Raw genomic sequence first — 19,300 nt, 5'->3', positions numbered from 1 at the left:
CAAACCTACTCCGTAATGAATTTTTCATAAATGTTATTTTTTAAGTCTTTGTAATTAAAAAATAAATTCATTTAATGTTGAATCTATAGAAAAATATGAATATTCATTAAGGAAGTGAATAAAAATGAACAAACCTAAAAATATCAAAAAATCATTAATTATTTTTCTAATTTTAACAGTGTTATTTTTTTCAATAAGTGAAAATAGCAATTTTTCAACAACACCTTTGGTTTTAAAATCATTTCAACCAAAAACACAAAATATTACTAATGGGACATATTTAAATTATGGTGTGGGAAATCTGATTTGGGACTTAGATCCTCATCAAGCATGGGATAGTGGTTCGCTTAGGATAATTGGACAAGTATGTGAAGGATTATTTGGTTATAATCTTACGGATCCTGAAATGTCAATTATTCCGATCCTGGCTGAAAATATGGGTTCTTGGAGCCCAGACGGAAAACAATTTACTGTTCCTTTAAAACAAGGTGTTACTTTTCATGATGGTTCAGCCTTTACAGCTGATGACGTAAAATGGTCTTTTGATAGGTTAAATAACTTAATTAGCCTTGAGAAAGTTCAAATTAGTAAGTTATATAAACCCCTCGAAAATCAATTTCCTGGAACACCTTTAGTAATTAATGAAACAATAATAGACAATCAATTTCAAGTAACTTTCAAGTTAAATTACCCATTTATACCGCTTATTTCTCTTCTATGTTTTTCTGGCTCGAATATTCTACCAAGTGATGCTGGTTATCCATATAATGATTTATTGGATGCAACTACAGATATTCTTATTGGAACAGGACCATATCAAGACATTCAAAACTCCGATGAACAAGTAATTTTACGCGCATATGCTGATTATCATCAAGGATGGCCTCGAGCTTCTGTTGAAGAATTAAGGTTTATAAAATACGACGACCCAGAATTAAAAAATCAAGCATTGCTCAATGGGGATATCCAATTAATAGATAATGCAGATGCAAATTATCTTGATCAGTTTCAAGAAAATCCAAATATAACTGTTACGGAACCTTATAGTACTTCAACAACAATGTATCTTGGTATGAACAATAATGAAATTAACCAATCAATGCGACAAGCGATTAGCTTTGCATTTGATTATGACAAAATGATAAATGAAATTTTACCTAATAGTGGTATAACTGGATTTAGGCTTAATTCTCCTGTTTCAGAAGGAATATTATATCATAATCCAAATATAGATTATCCCACACGTGATATTATAAAAGCACGCCAAATACTTGTCGATAATGGAGTTGTTCCTTCAGATGTTAACATTTATGATGATTTTTGGTGGTGTAATAAGACTATAAATGACCCTATTGCAACATATAATTATACATGGAATGATGGAAATCTCTATCGCGAAAAAATTGGAATGATGATTGCGGAGAATCTTCGAGAAATTGGAATTGACGTGAAATTATATCCTATTTCTTGGGGTGAATTTCTCACGAAATTATTTTACAATCCAGAACAAGTAGAATTATTTGTAATGGGATGGTCTCCTGATTATAATGATCCATCAAATATGATTAATCCTTTGATGAGTAATACAAGTTCAGTTAACTTTGCACAAGTAAATGATCCATATCTTCAATCACTTATTGAAGATGGATTGTCTGAAACAAATATTACTGCAAGACGCAATATTTATTATGAATCACAACGTTATATCGTTGAAGAATTGATGCCATATCTTATGCTTTTCAATATTGGTCGTAGTTATGCATTTTCTGTATCAATAAAAAAAATATCATATAATATTATGGATTATTTCAGAGCTTATGATATTGTCCTTAGCGATTCTGATGGAGATGGCTTAAAAGATATTGAAGAGATAGAAATCTATTCAACAGACGCATTTAACCCAGATTCTGATGAAGATGGCCTTTCTGATGGCGATGAAATCTTAATCTATGGAACAGACGCATTTAACCCAGATTCTGATGAAGATGGCCTTTCTGATGGCGATGAAATCTTAATCTATGGAACAGACGCATTTAACCCAGACTCTGATGGAGATGGGCTTTCTGATGGTGATGAAATTTTAATCTACAGAACAGATGCATTTAACCCAGACTCTGATGGAGATAATCTTTCTGACGATGATGAAATCTTAATCTATGGAACCAATGCGTTAAGTAATGATTCTGATGGAGATAATCTTTCTGACGATGATGAAATACTTATATATGGAACTAATGCTCTAAATTGGGACTCTGATGGCGATGGCCTTTCTGATGGCGATGAAATCTTAATCTATGGAACTAATGCTTTAAGTAATGATTCTGATTCTGATGGGTTGAGCGATAAGTTTGAAATAACGATTCTTCATACAGATCCGCTTGAAATTGATAGTGATTTTGATGGTTTAAGTGATTCTTTTGAACTTTCAATTGGATGCAATCCTTTAAATAATGATACTGATTTTGATGGATTGACAGACGGAGAAGAAGTTAATATTTATCATACAAGTCCTGTTTTAGTCGATACTGATAATGATAATTTACTTGATGGATTTGAGATTGATTTTGGAACTGATCCTTTATTATTTGATACTGATAATGATGGATATGGAGATGGAATTGAAGTTCTTTCGGGTTCAAATCCAGTAGATGCAAATGACTATCCAGATTCACAGAATGAAGATGATACAACAACTGATGATACAAGCACAGATGATACAAGCACAGATGATACATCTACAGATGATACATCTACAGATGATACAGACACAAATAATATCCCAGGTTATTCTCAAGGATTTTTGATTGGAATTTCATTTCTTGTGATGATACTAATTTATTTTAAGAAACAACGATAATATGTAATTAATTTGGTATTATTTTTTTTATTCTTTTATTAATCATGTAGATTGTAATAATTATAATTAATATACTAAACAGAATATTCAATTTTGAGTTAAAAGAGCAAAAAAACTAAGATTTATTTAAGAGATTTAGGAGGTAATAAGAAATTTCTTTGTAATAATCATTATTATTCCTATCATGGAAATAATTGAACATAGAATGATTAATTCAACAGAAAATCCTGGAATGTAAAAACTAGTCAGATCTAAATTATCAAATGGGTTTGATCCTTCAGAATCTGATGTAACAGGTGGAATGGCAACTTGGATGGACTCACAATTGGAAATATCTGACTCCCCGCTACCGTTTATGGCGGTTATCACATAAAAATAAGTTCCATTTATAATTCTATTATCTGTATAAAATATTGAACCAGTAGTGGCGATTGGAGATAAATTTGAAACGCTAATTATAAAAAGAGAAGAGCAATATATACGATATTTTTTTGCATTGGGTATTTTATTCCAATTTAAGGTAATTTTTCCGTCTTGGCTAAGATTTGGTTCGATTTTTTGAAGAATAGGAGAATTTGGTGCAGGTAAAACCAAAGGAAACTTATCAAAATCATTAACAGATCCTTTAATTGCAAATGGTGTATCCCAAATTTTACCATTGTTTGAAGCGTTTGGGTATAGAGAATAATAATTGCCCCAATAATTGCCAATAGTCTCATTGTCCCAATGATTAAATGAAGTGGAAGTAGAATAAGCATTAGCTTCAAAATTATTTATTAAATAATTTTCCCAAATGATATTTCCACTTGCATGATCAATATAAATTCCATATCTGTTATCATCAAGAAAATTACTATGAATTATAGTTGCACTTGATGTAATCAGATTTAGTCCATTAATTTGCTCGCAAATTGTATTATTTTCTATAATATTCGAATCTGAATTATCAACTAATACTCCTTCGCGATTATTTTTTTTAATTATATTATCTACAATTAAATTACTGCTCGAATTATTTTCTATTTTAATTCCTCTTCCAATGTTATTAGTTATAAGATTTTTCTTTATTGTGTTTTGATTGCATTGTAATCCGATATAAATACCTTCCCATGTATTATTTTTGATTGTAATTCCAAAAAATGTATTATTGATACAAGAAGTATAAATATAAATGCCATTATGCTTATTGTCCTCGATAATATTTGACAAAAAGTAGTTTGAATTGCTTGATTCTATTAAAGATATACCGTCAAAACCGTTATTTCTGCATAAATTATCTTTGACAAAATTAAAGCTTGATTTATGAATAAAAATGCCATAATGATCATTTTTAACAATTGTGTTATTTATTATATTATTTGAATTACTTGTTTCATCTATCGTTATACCTTCAAAAAAATTGAATTTTGCTATATTATTGATAATTGTGTTGTTATATGATGAGTATAAAAAAATTCCATATTGGTTGTAAAGTAATGTATTATTCATGATTGTTATATGTGCACAACTTTCAAGCTTAATTCCACAATGATAATTGACACTTCCATTTTCAATAATACAATTACGAATAATTAAGTATAGATTAACATTTTGAATTCGAATTCCATCAGATTCAGCAGCATTAATACTATAATTTTCAATGATATATGGATTATCAGAACTACCATTACCTATTGTACAAAACGAAGCTAATTCTTCATTTCCATTAATAAATATAGGGGAATCTTCTAGTAGGGCGGATGAAAAAATGTTTGTTATATTTTTATTATCCAAATCTAAAGGATTATACATTAAATTATATGATCTAATTGTTCCTATATAAAAACTGAAAATTACTCCGAAAATCAAGAGAATTAATAAACAACTGTTTTTAAATTTCATTTTTTGTTCTAGTATTTCCTATTTTTTTTATTATAAGATATAAATAATTTTTCTTAAAAATCTATCTACTCCAATGTTAAAATACTCATATGATTTGTTCAAAATTGCATTAATATTGTGCTATTTTAGTAATTCATGTTATCATTAAGTAATACAAATCTAATCTACCTAAATCCTGCATTTTCTGGAAAATATTTAATATTCTTTGATTTAAAAAAAATCAAAAAATTAATTATTGTAGGTAAAGATTAGTGCATAATAGTTTAAATGACAATGATGAGCAAAAATGAAAATCAGAGAAAAAAATTCTTTATTTATGATTAGTAATTCTATTTAAAATCCAAGAATTGAATTCACTGGCGATTTTGAGTGCATTATCAATTTCACCTTTGACAAATGGACCTTGTGGCGAGCTTACTCTGGCTGTTATCCATTTAGGAAAAGTTTGTAAAATTGCAGGTGATCGACTCATTTTTTTCCAAAAACGCTTTGCATATCCTTGAACTTTCTCTGTTGGTAAGCCGTGAGTGAGAAATATTATACCTGTTGATATTGTTTGATTTGATTTTTGAAGTAAAGTTGATAGGTTTTTTAACCATTTTTTAGAAGCAAGTGCACCGCGAAACATGCGAATAGCACCACCTAAAATCAATACATCTGGAAGATTTTGTGCAATAATTTCTGGAGAGATTTCGCTAATATGTCCCATCTTCACTTCAGCATTTGATGAAAAAGTGTTTCTTAATTGTTCGGCTAATTTTTTGCCATTTCCATATTTTGAATCATGTAATATCCAAATTTTCATAAGATTCACTTATTTTGAAATAAATAAGGAAAGATAAATAATTTCATGGATGCCATTTACTATCACTTTTTGATAAAATACTAATGTGAAAATTGGTCACAAAAGCGTAAAATCATAAAATATGATAAATTCCATTTTTTGAGAGTGATTAAGGTTCAATGAGTCCACAATACCATAATCGAGAAAAGGAGTTTAAAGATATTTTATCGAAATCTTCAGATAAATCAAAGAGAAGGGTTAAGCGGTCAATTAATCTTCTTGAATATGGGGATTACTATCGAGGAACTGTTAAAATTATTCGTAAAGTCAAACCCGGACCAATTATTTTGACAATATTCGATGGAACGGGAACTATAGAAGCTGTTGCCCACACGCGCATATTTCAGCAAAAATCAAATGAATTTGAAGCAGTAAACGAAATTTCTGAAAGTGATTCTAAAATATATTCATTTGGAAATTTACAAATTAAAGATAGTCGATCAAAATCCAAACTTTCGTCTAATTCATCACTTAATAAAGATAAAATTCAATCAAATTTGAATTCTGCTGTATCATCTAAAGAAAACGATAGCCATCCGTTAACTGAAGATGAAGTAATAGAAGATTCAATTGTTAAGATTTTTGGAAAAGCTACATTTCATAGAGATCAATTAGAGATAGAAATTAAATCAATCCGTTCTTCAAATATGGATTTTGAAGAATTATTAAAAAATAGAAGCAAACCTCACCGAACTACATTTAGTATTGAATCAGAACGATATGAAAGTATGAAGGAACGTTTTATATCGATCGCACAGCGTATCCGTCGCGCTATTATGGATCAACAACCAATTTTAGTGCGCCATCATAATGATGCTGATGGGATATGTGCCGGTTTGGCTGTTGAACAAGCAATTCTTAACGAAATGAAAAGAAATAATATTGATCCGAAAAATAAGCTATATCGAAGCCCAAGTGTTTCTCCATTTTATGATCAAATAGATTTATTTCGAGATATAAGCAAATTTAATAGATATACAAATCATTTTGGTGATAAGTCTCCTTTAATCCTTCTTTTGGATACAGGATCAACTCCTGAAAATTTGTTTGCTCTTCAGGTTCTCAAAAGTTTTGCCTATGAATGTATAGTTGTGGATCATCACAATCCAGGAGAAATTATTGAAGGAAAAAGTGTGATCTGTGATTATCTTCAATTTCACTTAAATCCATATCTTTTTGGTTGGGATTCTCAAACAAGTGGTGGTATGTTGGGATACGAATTAGCGCGGTTTATTGATGAAGATCTCGATGCTCCTTTATATCCTGCAGTAGCAGGAGCGGGTGATCGATGTGAAGGAGAAGAAATTGATAAGTGTATTGAAAAATCGGGAAAAAGCCGAGAAGAACTTTTAGATATGGCTAAAGTTATTGATTATTTAGCCTTTCACTTCAGATTTGAAGATGGAGAAGGGGTCTATGAACAAGTTTTTACTAATGATAAAATGGTGCAGTTAGTGGCTCAAGAGGTAGATCGATATTTTGATGAAGCATTGAACCGAATTTTGCCTCATATTCAAATAAGTGATTTTACTGCTGTAAAAGTTGTAACTTTAAACTTGGAACAATTTACTCAGAGAGGAAAATATCCCCCACCAGGAAAAACTCTTGGATTAATTCATGATCATATCGCAGCTCAAACTGACTCCAAACCAGTTTTTTCCATAGGTTATTTCAGTGATGGGATTATTATTAGAGCAACTGAAGCACTCCTTCCAGTTCCTGAATTGTTGCTCTATTTACAAAAGCAATTTCCCCTCGCGGCTATAGAAGGAGGCGGTCATGAGCAAGCAGGGTCTATTAAATTTTTAGAGCTGTATGGACAAAAAATCCTAAATGCAGTTAAAATGAAATTAAAAGAATTGAATAAAGATGTGGAATGATTTGAATCTTGAATCAATACGATTACAAGCAGTAAATAAGAAATATTTTTACAACTTTTAAGAAAATTCTTATATAATTCTTCTATTATTTCTGCATTCTTTTTTGTATTTTTCTTTCGTTTTAAGTACAAAATCATATCAAAATTGTTATGATTTTACGGTAAATATAAATAATTGTAATTATCATGATTATATAGGTAATCAATATTGAATCGGTATGAACTCTTTCAAAAGTTAGAAAAAACAAAAAAAAATGTATTTACACCGAGAGAACTCTCTCATCTTGCTGGAATTAAACCTCGATCTGCTTATGTTCTTATTAATCGGATGAAACAGAAACAACAAATTTATTCTGTATATAAAGGTAAATTTGCCTTAATAGACGATCCACTCCTTATAGCCACACAACTTTACCAACCTTCATACTTTTCACTTACAACTGCATTATTCCTTCATAATAGGTTCGACCAAATTATTAACGATTATTATGTCATTACTTCTAAAAAAATTCACAGTCCAACTCGAATTCTAAATCAGTATAATGTTTATTTTTTAAAAATTAAACCCACTCTCATCTTTGGATATCGCAAAATCTTCTATCGTAATTCTTTTTATTTAGTAGCAGATCTTGAAAAAGCAGTTTTGGATGCATTATATTTACCTAGTTATATCCATATAAACGATTTGCTTTCTGCTCTTCAAAAAGGATTTAATTTAGAATTAATTGAAAGATATGCACTTCAAATGAAATCTGAAGCAGTAATCAGTCGTTTGGGGGTATTATTGGATTATCTTGAAATTCCAACCTCGTTAAAAAGAAAATCAACCACAGTATATAAATTAGTTCCTGATAATAGTTATAAAGGAGTTTTCAATCATAAATGGAGAATATATGTAAATAAGGAACTTGGAGTTGATAATCAATGATATTGCGTGAAGAATTAGAAAAAATTGCTCGGATTAACAAAAAAAGCTTATATCACCTTGAAAAATCTTATCTTCAGACGATTGCCTTACAAGCGATTTATTCAAAAACTGAATTCGTTTTTAAAGGAGGAACTGCTTTAATGATGTTTGCCCATCTTCCCCGGTTTTCAGAAGATCTCGATTTTACTTCATTGAAATCTGAAACCACTACAATTAACAAAATTTCAAAAATAATTCAAAGTGAATTAGCAAATTATGGGATTTTTTCAAATATTGATACTATAAAAGAAACTGATATTAGCAATTCTTTTCGGATCGGGGCAAAAGGTCCATTATATGAGAGTGAAAAAAGTATAAGTTATCTAAAAATTGAAATAAGTTTTCGAGAAAAAGTAATACTCCCAGCAAAAAAGGAATATTTTCAACCCATTTTTCCAGATATTCTCCCTTTTTTTATATCTTTTATGGACTTACAAGAAATTTTGGCAGAAAAAATCCGTGCGGTTATGAGTAGAAAACGTACTCGAGATATTTTCGATCTTTGGTTTTTACTGATAAAGGGAGTAAAATTTAATTTGAAATTGGTTCAATCAAAACTAAATTATTACAATATTCGATGGGATCTAGATAAATTTCTTGAATGCTTGAATTATTCTCAAAAGAAATGGAAACGAATTATTCAGCCAATAGTATGGCAAAAAATTCCACCATTTAGCCAAATATCTAATCAAATATCTGAAATCATAAAACACCAAATCTAAATTTTACTTCCAACTAAATTTCGTTAGATTATTTTACATTAAGAAAAAAAAATCTATTTTCGCTTTTTTTTATATAATATTATAATTACAGCTGGAATCAAAGCAAAAAGGCTAACCAAACCTCCAAAGATAAAAATTTCAGATGTAGGGATATATCCTCCTTCTTGTATTATACTAGGAATTCCATAACGATGAATTACTGCATTTCCAATAATTGGTCCAAAAATCATAGGGATTGCTACAAAAGCTACCATCCGGACACCTTGGAACTTTCCACGATCGCTAGGTGGATATAAATCTTGAATCCAGGATTCCAACACGATACTGTTTATCATTTGAAGGGATAGGATCACTGAATATAGCAAGATGATGGGAATTATCTCCTTGATCAATGCAAATAATAGAGATAATATGCTATTACTAAGAATTGTAATAAGCAATACAAAATCTCGAGGCATTCGGTGGCTAATTAATCCATAGATTACAGAAGCGATTGCAGAAATAAGAATAACCACACCGCCTACAATCGATACATCTCCTTTAGAAAAGCCCAAATAATTTTCTAAATACACAAAAAGATATGGTGCTGAAACTTGCCCTCCAATATTGATTAATGCCATAGTGGAGAGTAATACATAAAGTAAAGGGTGATGTTTTATCGTGTTTGGTCGAAAAGCGTAGATAATATCTTTCCAAAATGACTTTTTAACTCTTTGTTTATTTACTAACTCTGATTTTTCAGTAACTATTTCATAATCTGGATAATTTTGCGGAGGTTCTTTAACTAGAATCCCAGCAATAAAACCTGCAATAGAAACGATCCCTCCCAAAAAATAGAAGAAGATAAAATATCCATATGCATCAATGATGAATCCGGAAGCCCCAATGGCTATCAAATTAGCAATTAAAGTAGTCATCATCAGAATTCCTTGGACTCTACCGCGATTTGTATGATCTGTGATATCCGTTATCCATGCATTAAAGCATGCATCATTAGCAGTAGAACCAAAAATAGTCATAACTGCATCCATGAAAACAACCATAAAAACCGCCACGCTCAGCTGTTGAATTAATTCCACCATAGGAAATAGCGCAGTTATAATTCCCCATAGTATATAACCAAAAAGTATGTAAGGTTTTCGTTTTCCCATTTTTGATTGTGTACGATCACTTAATGCACCGATTAAAATAGTGGTAACAGTAGCGGTAACAGCACTAACTGCAACCATCCATGCAACAGGAGTAGGATCTTCTGTGATTTCATCATACACAAAAACATTAAACCACGAATTTTCAACCGACCATGCTAATTGTCCAGCAATGCCTAAAATGGTTATGACTAACCAGGTTTGTATTCCTATGGGAGTAACCCTTGTATTTTTTACTAAATTCTTTCTGTCAGTGAATGTATTTTGTTCGTTCATTACAAGAATCTTGCTTGAACTTATATAAAAAAGAAATGGTTGAAAAATATTCTGATTTTAATTGCATTAAATGTGAATGTGCGAATAAGTTTTAATCCTTTATTATTATAACTCCCAAAATTTTATTATTCAGGTACAATTCTCCACCAAATTCGCTGTTTTATACTAAAAGAAGGGTATAGCTCATGAAAATTGGAATAAAAAAATCAAAAAAAAATTATTCGCACCATTGATATTAATTTCAAAAAAGATTGCCAATTTTTTTATATATTTCAAGTTTTCCACTGCATTGGTTCTGGTTCCATAAAAATTATCAATAAAACCAAAATTAGGATAATTAAAGCACCATAACCATAGGTAAAGAATTCAAGAAACACTGCAAATGCTAAAATTTTTGGAATTCTGTAATTACCTACAGTAAATACGTCATTTTTAATCCCATGCCAATCTTTTTCTCCGCATTTTTTAGCAAATGGAAGAATTGCAATTAAAATTAACCCTGCCATAACCACAGCTGAAATAAAAAACCAGATTATTGCAAATCGTGCAACAGCAATTTGATGTTCATATTCTGCTTTAAATACATCATAAAACAATACATTTGGAGATAATAGATCAAGTGCAGCTTTGGCATCATTCAATGCTTTAAAATTGCTAATTACAACAATTGTTTGAATTATCAATGTCAAAACGATAAAACCCCAAGAATATTTACCCACGATAGAAATAATTGGTTCATATTTCTTCCAATTTTCTTCACGCCTATTTATCAATTTTTCATTCGACATTTCTTTTTACACCAAAGATAATTTACTTAAATTAATTTTTAATGACGATTTAGTTATTTCTGTTGAACATTAAATGTTCAAAAATTAATTAAATAAACTTATTTTTAAATATATTCAACCTTTTAATAACTTTTTTCGATTAAATAAAAATAAAGTAATCTATGAGTGTGTGGATTTGTTTAATAATATCCTAAATTAAAAGAACAATAAAAATTCAAGAGTTTTTTTTCTTATCTTTATTTTTTTTCGCACCATAAGCCCCAGCAAAAGAGATTTAACTATTTGGATTCTTAAGAAAAAAATGAAATTTGTATCTAATACATACAGATTCTATATGATTTAGATTATTTAGGTCAATTATTATCGTATGGTTACTACGTTTGACACTTTCAGATTGGGATTAGTGCGAATAAGTTTGGGTATTATGGATAACCTATGCAAGATTTTTTAAAATCCTTCAGATCATCGAATTCTACTAAAACTTCTTACATTTTTTTTTTCATAAAATACTCTTTTCTTTTACTTTTCGATACTTATATTTTAATTTTCCATAATTCCTTTAGGCAAAGATTTTTGCTGCAAAAGACTTAACTGTGGAGTAATCGAAATCGAAACGGTTAAAAAGGTAAAACCTAGTAGAATCAGGTAATTCGCAATTTTGAAGTATGCGTCGATTTTAAAGAATATGGAAGATAATAGATTTAGAAGATAAATTTCAAAAATATTTCCTCCGACATATCCAAAAACAAGAGAAATCAACGCTAATAAGCCCAATTCAATTAATATTTGCATTATAACTTGGTATTTTGAGAATCCAAATATTCTTTGCAAGGAATATTCTCGCTCCCGCTCTAGAATAATAATAGTGGCAGTAGAAAAGATTGAAAGAAAAGAAATATTAAATCCTAAAATAGCCATAACTTCCACTACCAAAGTTTGGGTAGAGATAATGACATTCATCCGTTTTTCAAGCGTAGAAGATTGTACCGCCATAGAAATCGAATCTTGCATATTTAAATAGTTTAGTACATCTTTCCCTTGCCCTTCTTCTGTTACAGCAACCATTCCATTAATTGGCATAAACCCTAGTACTTCTTCAAGATAAGGTAATTGAATATAAACGGATAGGGGAGTTGCCATATCGCGGGTTAATCCTACAACAGTAAAATTAATTTGTTTAAATTGAAAAACAAAACTAAATTTATCTCCAATTGAATAACCCAAATGTTCTGCTAAATATTGAGACATTATGCATTCTGATGAATTAGAAGAAGAAAATGTGGATCCTTCTTGCAGATCGATCCACATCAATTCTGAGTCTGCAACAATTCCAACTATCATGGCAAGCTTATTATAATGTTCATAAGGTTGAATATATGTCTCTAATATAGGTTCAGCTTCTTTTATTCCATCATATTTACTAAGATTATCAAATATTGTCTCATTAAAATCATAGTTAGTAAACACGCCTTTAATATCCCATTGAATATTTTGAAAAAAATCATCTTGAGTCTGATTAAGATTAGTTTGTACAGCCATTAATGAGAAAGACAATATTACTGAAAAACAGAAAGCTAAAGCAGTAAAAATACTTCGTAAACGATTTCGGGAAATATTGCGTATTGCTAATTTTCCTTGAAGAGGTAATTTTTGAATAAAATGATCAAGAAATCTTCGAGGTTTCATTTCAAACTCTTTTTTTTTTCCCCTAATAGCTTCATAGGGAGTCAGTGAAACATTTTCTTTTGCAGCCAAATAAGTAAAGAATAATGAAATAGTACAAGCCAAAGCAATGACTTCAGTAATTGCAAGATTTGAAAATGCAGGATAAACAACTATAAGCCCCCATTGAGAACCAAGAAAACTTGAGAGGTAATTTAATAGAAACCAGGAAAGAACAATACCAGATACAATTGCAATAATTAAAAGAATAATAGTCCTGAGAAGAAAAGCCTTCATAATCTGCCGAGAAGAAAAGCCAAATGAATAGAGCATTCCAGTTTGTTTTCTTTGTTCTACAGCATAACGTTTAGTAATAATATAGATAACCAATCCAATAATAATAATAATTTGTACAACAGCGATATTTAGATATTTAGAAGTAAGATTAAGAGTATCAGATAAAGCAGCATTCAATCCATTTTCTAAAGTATGCCATTGAACAGTGTATGGAATATTGTGCATTACAAATTCATCCCGTAATGCTTCAGAACATGAAAGAATTTCATCTTTGCTAATATCGGTTGCAAAAAAGATAAGAATATCATTTATTAGTGGAGCCGGAAGATCAAAAAGTGCACGAAAATCAGTCTCCTCAATATAAACAAGTCCTTCTTGAGACAAATCATAGCTTAAACTGTCAATTGCTTCAACAATCCCTTCAACATAATAATTCTTAAATTCTCCATGATCAAACAAAAATAGCGAATCACCAATTGTTACATTTAAGTGTTCTGCAAAAGATTTAACGATTATTGCTTCATTTCCTGAAATATTCCATGTTCCTTCTTGAATTTTTATTTTATTCAATGCTAATTCTTCTTCAGGATTAATCCCAACAACATTTAATTGGTACCATTCTTGTTTGTGAAATAACTTAGTGTTTGATATCAATCGCGAGGCTATAACATCAGGGTATTTACCTAATGTATCTTTGATCGTTTCATTAATTATATCAATAGTTGATGGTGGTGTACCTGTAAATCGGATGTCCAATTGCGCTAATTTATATTCTTCATTATTATTATTAATGGAATATTCCATTGAAGGAGCAGTAGATAAAAGAGCAATTGGAAAGGCAATAACGATTAAGAGAGAAATATATGTGATAAATGATCGAGAAAAATTAAAGTATAAATCACGAAATACTGCTTTGTAGATTTTTTGCATTAATTTATCGCCTCGATTTTTTCATAGTTTATAGAATCTGAAACAATCGCCCCAGAACGCAATTCGATTATACGATCGGCATATTTAACCATTGTTGGATCATGAGTTACTAAAATAACAGTAATTCTTCGTTCTTTAGCAATTCTTTGAATTAGTGACACAATTTTTTCTCCAGTTTTCTGATCAAGTTGACCTGTAGGTTCATCAACTAGAAGAATATCAGGATTTTTTGCAAGGGCACGAGCAATAGCAACCCTCTGTCTTTCTCCTCCTGAAAGTTGTGATGGAAAATTATGAATTCTATCTTTTAATTCAACCATTTCTAAATATTGTTCAGCTTCTTCATGAAGACGCTTTTTTCCACCATTTATTGAATATTTTTTCATTAATTCCATAGTTAATTCAACATTTTCTCGCGCTGTAAGTGTAGGAATTAACGAATAAAATTGGAATACAAAGGATAGACGTTTTTTGCGATATTTTGTCAATTTCGCAGATGAAAACTCTGAAATTTCTTCCCCGCATACAATTATTGAACCATTGGTGGCAGAATCGATACCCCCAATCAAGTTTAGAAGAGTTGTTTTTCCAGAACCTGATGGTCCCATAATAAAAACAACTTGTTCAGGAGGAATTTCAAATGAAACTTGATCGAGTGCCTTAACTTGAAACTCACCAAGTTTGTAAATTTTACTTAGTTGAGAAATTTTGATAATCGCTTCATTTTGCTTGTTTGACATAATTTATCCACACATATTTCTATCTTAATCTAGTGATGATTATTCCTTCTCTTTGTAATCATAGAAATTATCCATTTCTGTAGAGAAAGATTTACTAAAAAAACATTAGGGCGAGTATTAAAAAATATTTCGGAATCCGAAATATTTGAATTTCGAACTATTCGAAAAGTTAAATATATAATAATCCTTTGTATCTTAATGAACTTAATGGATTCTAAACATGATGAAGTAGTTGCATCTTTTATCACCTTTATGCAAAATATACGGGAGTTACTATCGAAAAATCGCCCCAGACTTCTTAAATTTATTAATAAGCAAGGTTTACTCTTTCATAAAGATCCTTTTGGTAAAACTTACAATGCAATCATCTTTATTGGAAAACATGGCAAATGCAAGATGAAAGAATATGCAGAATTCTTCCATCTCAGCCCAGGTACGGCAACAGGCAGTGTAAATACATTGATTAAAAGAGGATTTGTTCAGCGAGCAAATAAATCTTCAGATAGACGTGTTGTAGAAATAGAACTTACAAAAAAGGGAAAAATAATTTATGATAAGGGAATGGAGTTTCAACAAAAAGAAATAAAAGATATTTTGGATGTTCTCACAAATGAAGAAATAGAAAGTTTAATCAATATTCTCCATAAATTAAATACTTCATTTAATATATTCACAGATAAGCAATAATGCTTTTATCATATCTGGTGAAAATAAAGTCACGCATCGTTTTTTATACATTCTTAAAAAAAATCAATTATTTGAAATAATAATTATATTGATAAAAAGAGCATAGAGAAAGATGGATGAAATTATCTCGCAACAATTCAAAAAGAATTTGGTTTCATGGCTGAAATCATTTAATTTGCACAATATTGTTCTTCCAATGATAATTACTGCATTCACCCATCCGTCTTATAAAAGTATAGAACCATATGCTGAAGATTATGAACGTTTTGAATTTCTCGGTGATTCAGTTCTTGATCTAGTTACAGCTGAAGAACTCATCCGAGAAAGCAATGCTAAAGAAGGTGTTTTGACAGAGCTACGAAAACAAATAGTAAATAACGAATACTTGGCAAATGTCTTTGATCAGCTGAAAATTCAACAATTTATTCGAACTGCCGCCAAATATTCGCCATCAATTAAAGATAAAGCAAATATTCTTGAAGCTTTTTTTGGAGCTATTTTTTTAAATTTTGGATACCGGAAATGTGTGGATGTTTGGGAAATGATTCAAGCTAAAATGGGAAAAAGACCCAAAAGAGTTCCCAAACCACCCTTATCACCTGAAGATGTGGAAAATAAAGCCCAAAATCAAGTTTTCTATAAATCTTTAGGGTTGACTCCAAAAAATGCAAAATCAATGTTGCAGGAATTGTGTCAGAAGCAAAGTTTAGAGATCCCCAAATATACACTGATTGAACAGTCAGGTCCTGAACATAATCCGCTGTTTCGAGTTAAGGTATCGGCAATATTGTTTGCGGGACCTCCACAGTGGGTGCGAATGGCAATAGGTGAAGGCTCAAATAAAAAAACAGCAGAAATCAATGCCGCCGAACGTCTTTGCGATCAAATTTTTTTAGAATATATTCCAATGTCGTAATTTACAATAAGCATTGATTATATCCCGCAAATCCAGAAATTTTATCATATTTACTAAATTTGATTGCTTCTTCATAATCCAAAAGATTATTATCAATTAAATATCCATGAATGCGATGATTGATATGCAGAAGATTATTTTTAATTTAGCTATTTATTATTGAAGAAGAAAAAGGATTAATGAAGTTATAATCGCAAATAATTCGGCCATTCTTTTGATTCACAGCTAAAAATAATGTATTCATGTAGATTCTTTATCTTACATTGAGATAAAGGCTAAATAATAATAAAAAATGATACTTCCAAAAAAAAGCTTAAGAATTATATTGAATTTTCTGAAAATTGTCTAATTCGAATTTAGAAAATCTTATCTTTTATATATTAAACGCTTTTTTAAAAATCATTAAGATTTTTCAGAGTTAGATCCTAAAGATGTTTCCTCTTTTTATGTAAATAAATTTCCTATAAATTTCAATAAAAATATTATTTCATTTATAATTATTTCAATTTGGGTGTGATTTTATTATATATGAGGTTTTGTCAATCTTGAATTCAGTGCTTGTAAGGTTATGGTTAAAAGGGAAATACATTTCTCCGTTCGAGTACTTTTTTCCAAAGAATACCTGACTACAACCTGGAAAGAAATACAAAACTTCTTCAATTTTGGCTAAAACTTGAAAAAGTTTTTTTAAAAAAGGTGAAGGACGGAAAGAATCCAAATATACACTAGGAATTATATTTGTTATCGAATGTATTGGCCAAGATTGTTCTATAATTAAATTTTTCTCTTTTAGGTGATTTATGAACGATTTTTTTGTAAATAAAACTAAATCCATATTAATCGGTTTCTTTTTTTCTCCAAACGGAAAACGTATTTTTACATTTTCTGATGGCTTCCTAAAAATAAGTTTGAGTCCTTCCCAAATATTATTGCTTAATCCAATTTTTCCTTTAATAAGACCATCAAGAACAGTCCAGAAAACATCCAAATTCCATCTCATATCTACCTCAATTACAAAAGTACCATTTGGTTTTAACACTCTTGATATTTCATTAATCGCTTCTTTATAATTCGGTATGAAATTAAGTACACTTCCACAACAATTAATGTGATCAAATAAATTATCTTTAAAGGGTAGTGAAGTTGCATCAGCAATTCTAAAATTAGGTTGTTTTAATGATAATGGTTTTTGTTTAATATTTCTAAGAATTTTATTAATAAATATATTATATTTTTTTACATAACTATAATAAATAGGAAAAAGGATAAGAGGCGACTTGTCCATATATTTTGTTTTATCTTTTGCGATTTCAATTAATTTGTTTGCAATATCAATTCCAAATACCTCACTTCCTGCATATGCGTGCAAAATGCTTTGAAATCCTGTTCCACAGCCGACATCAAGAACTTTTTTTGGATTATTTGATTTTATGATATTTTCTGTGATAAAGGCATGTAATCTGGAAAAAAGCCAAGAATACCAAAGATCTCTTAAATTATCATAATCTTTGCCCATATCATTAAAGATTTTTGAAATCTTTTGCACAATTATCCTCCAAACATATCAGTAATTTGTTGCCAAAATCCAATAATTGAAGAAATGCCTCCAATAATTGGTAATAAAATTCCAATCCATTTTTTTAAAGAAGGAGAAATACTAATAATTGTATATCCATCAATACTTTTTTCAATAAATTTTCTTTTCTTTTTTACAATAGGTGTGGCTAATAATCTTCTTAACATGTTATAAATAATTAATTCTGAATTTTTACAATTATTATTATCATTATTATTTGTTTTTTCAATGTAATTTAGTAATGCGATTAAACCTATTATCGTTGAAGCTGTATCTTCGTAATCTTCCCAACTTCCAACTGATTCTTGTGTTTTTATAAACCATTCTATTATTTCAATCATTTTTCCTTCTTTAAGAAATATATTTCCACTTTCAGCTAAAGCCCATAAAATTTGTCCATTAGACCAAGGTTCTCCGGTCCATAGAATATCCTTATTTAATATTGAATTGAGATAATTTACTGCATTAATTTGTGATTGCTGAAGTTCAGAACTTTCTTGAGTTGTTAAATCATTAGATACTTCATGAAGTAAAAGATTGATTATCATTATATAATATGCAGTATAATGAGGTGATACTACATTCCCTTCTTCATTTTGTAGTGATTTTAACCAATAAAATGCATTTTTTACTAATTGTTGATTTTCTGAGAAATAATTACTTTTTAAAATTGCGATCAAGGCCCAAGCCGTTTCCCATGGTTCATCATGCCAATTGTTTCGATTATTATGATTATATAAATATAACAGCCAATTCATTGCCATTTTGAAATCTTTATCATTCTTATCTCCAAATTCATTTAAACATAATAGAGCAAGTGCAGTATCCCATATTTGTTCATTCCATGTCTTTTTTTCTTGATCTATTTCTGATAATTGCAATTTTAACCATTTTTTTATCTCTATCAACCATTGAGAATCATAAGGTTCTCTGTAACTTAATGCAATTCCGACTAAAGCAGTTGATCGAACATCTGTCCAAAAAAAACATCCTTTTCCTTCATTAAATAAATATTTATAAGCCTTAGTGATTGCTTGATAAATATCTTTTTTGATCTCTTGAATTTTATTCACCATTTCTTACGTTGCTAATCGCTTAATTGTTATTTCAAGTAATTTCTAAATATTTTT

The 19,300-nt window shown here is 29.8% G+C and carries 14 protein-coding genes; 6 read left to right on the top strand and 8 right to left on the bottom strand.

Annotated features, from left to right (window positions below):
* The first annotated feature begins 124 nt into the window (after positions 1 to 124).
* Entirely contained in the window at positions 125 to 2,857 is a 2,733-nt protein-coding gene (locus ACXLDF_RS07920) for an ABC transporter substrate-binding protein (RefSeq protein ID WP_457557969.1), read from the top strand.
* A gap of 135 nt (positions 2,858 to 2,992) precedes the next feature.
* Here the strand turns inward: ACXLDF_RS07920 and ACXLDF_RS07915 are convergent, their stop codons facing one another.
* Positions 2,993 to 4,738, bottom strand: a complete 1,746-nt coding sequence (locus ACXLDF_RS07915; RefSeq protein ID WP_457557968.1) for a right-handed parallel beta-helix repeat-containing protein — start codon at positions 4,736 to 4,738, stop codon at positions 2,993 to 2,995.
* A 310-nt stretch (positions 4,739 to 5,048) separates the two neighbouring features.
* Positions 5,049 to 5,543 carry a hypothetical protein gene (locus ACXLDF_RS07910; protein ID WP_457557967.1) on the bottom strand — a complete coding sequence of 165 codons (495 nt, stop codon included), beginning with the start codon at positions 5,541 to 5,543 and terminating at the stop codon, positions 5,049 to 5,051.
* A 158-nt stretch (positions 5,544 to 5,701) separates the two neighbouring features.
* Here ACXLDF_RS07910 and ACXLDF_RS07905 point away from each other — a divergent pair, with 158 nt between their 5' ends.
* From ACXLDF_RS07905 to ACXLDF_RS07895, 3 genes are all read left to right on the top strand, one after another.
* A complete protein-coding gene (locus ACXLDF_RS07905; protein WP_457557966.1) occupies positions 5,702 to 7,462 on the top strand; it encodes a DHH family phosphoesterase in 1,761 nt (586 codons plus the stop codon).
* A gap of 207 nt (positions 7,463 to 7,669) precedes the next feature.
* The gene (locus ACXLDF_RS07900) at positions 7,670 to 8,389 is read left to right on the top strand and encodes a type IV toxin-antitoxin system AbiEi family antitoxin domain-containing protein (RefSeq protein ID WP_457557965.1); all 720 of its coding nucleotides are present in this window, start codon (positions 7,670 to 7,672) and stop codon (positions 8,387 to 8,389) included.
* Positions 8,386 to 9,150, top strand: a complete 765-nt coding sequence (locus tag ACXLDF_RS07895; RefSeq protein WP_457557964.1) for a nucleotidyl transferase AbiEii/AbiGii toxin family protein — start codon at positions 8,386 to 8,388, stop codon at positions 9,148 to 9,150. The genes ACXLDF_RS07900 and ACXLDF_RS07895 overlap by 4 nt, the downstream gene beginning before the upstream one ends.
* A gap of 53 nt (positions 9,151 to 9,203) precedes the next feature.
* Here the strand turns inward: ACXLDF_RS07895 and ACXLDF_RS07890 are convergent, their stop codons facing one another.
* The 4 genes from ACXLDF_RS07890 to ACXLDF_RS07875 all read right to left on the bottom strand — a co-directional run bounded on the left by ACXLDF_RS07890 (position 9,204) and on the right by ACXLDF_RS07875 (position 14,991).
* Entirely contained in the window at positions 9,204 to 10,574 is a 1,371-nt protein-coding gene (locus tag ACXLDF_RS07890) for an MFS transporter (RefSeq protein ID WP_457557963.1), read from the bottom strand.
* Between the two features lie 272 nt (positions 10,575 to 10,846).
* Positions 10,847 to 11,362: a hypothetical protein gene (locus tag ACXLDF_RS07885; RefSeq protein ID WP_457557962.1), complete on the bottom strand. Its 516-nt coding sequence runs from the start codon at positions 11,360 to 11,362 to the stop codon at positions 10,847 to 10,849.
* 540 nt (positions 11,363 to 11,902) lie between these two features.
* Positions 11,903 to 14,251, bottom strand: coding sequence for an FtsX-like permease family protein (locus ACXLDF_RS07880; protein WP_457557961.1), 2,349 nt, complete (start codon positions 14,249 to 14,251; stop codon positions 11,903 to 11,905).
* A complete protein-coding gene (locus ACXLDF_RS07875; protein ID WP_457557960.1) occupies positions 14,251 to 14,991 on the bottom strand; it encodes an ABC transporter ATP-binding protein in 741 nt (246 codons plus the stop codon). Before ACXLDF_RS07875 ends, ACXLDF_RS07880 begins: the two co-directional genes overlap by 1 nt.
* A 198-nt stretch (positions 14,992 to 15,189) precedes the next feature.
* On the opposite strand from ACXLDF_RS07875, the gene ACXLDF_RS07870 reads away from it, so the two are divergent.
* Together ACXLDF_RS07870 and ACXLDF_RS07865 are read left to right on the top strand one after the other, a co-directional pair.
* Entirely contained in the window at positions 15,190 to 15,678 is a 489-nt protein-coding gene (locus tag ACXLDF_RS07870) for a MarR family winged helix-turn-helix transcriptional regulator (protein ID WP_457557959.1), read from the top strand.
* Between the two features lie 112 nt (positions 15,679 to 15,790).
* Positions 15,791 to 16,594, top strand: coding sequence for a ribonuclease III family protein (locus ACXLDF_RS07865; RefSeq protein WP_457557958.1), 804 nt, complete (start codon positions 15,791 to 15,793; stop codon positions 16,592 to 16,594).
* Between the two features lie 502 nt (positions 16,595 to 17,096).
* Here the strand turns inward: ACXLDF_RS07865 and ACXLDF_RS07860 are convergent.
* Both ACXLDF_RS07860 and ACXLDF_RS07855 read right to left on the bottom strand, forming a co-directional pair.
* A complete protein-coding gene (locus tag ACXLDF_RS07860; protein ID WP_457557957.1) occupies positions 17,097 to 18,140 on the bottom strand; it encodes a class I SAM-dependent methyltransferase in 1,044 nt (347 codons plus the stop codon).
* A 2-nt stretch (positions 18,141 to 18,142) separates the two neighbouring features.
* The gene (locus ACXLDF_RS07855; RefSeq protein ID WP_457557956.1) at positions 18,143 to 19,246 is read right to left on the bottom strand and encodes a prenyltransferase/squalene oxidase repeat-containing protein; all 1,104 of its coding nucleotides are present in this window, start codon (positions 19,244 to 19,246) and stop codon (positions 18,143 to 18,145) included.
* Between the last annotated feature and the right edge of the window lie 54 nt (positions 19,247 to 19,300).

It is taken from the genome of Candidatus Harpocratesius sp. (assembly GCF_054039255.1).
Note: the sequence above shows the minus strand (reverse complement) of the source record. Positions and strands in the feature narration are given on the sequence as shown.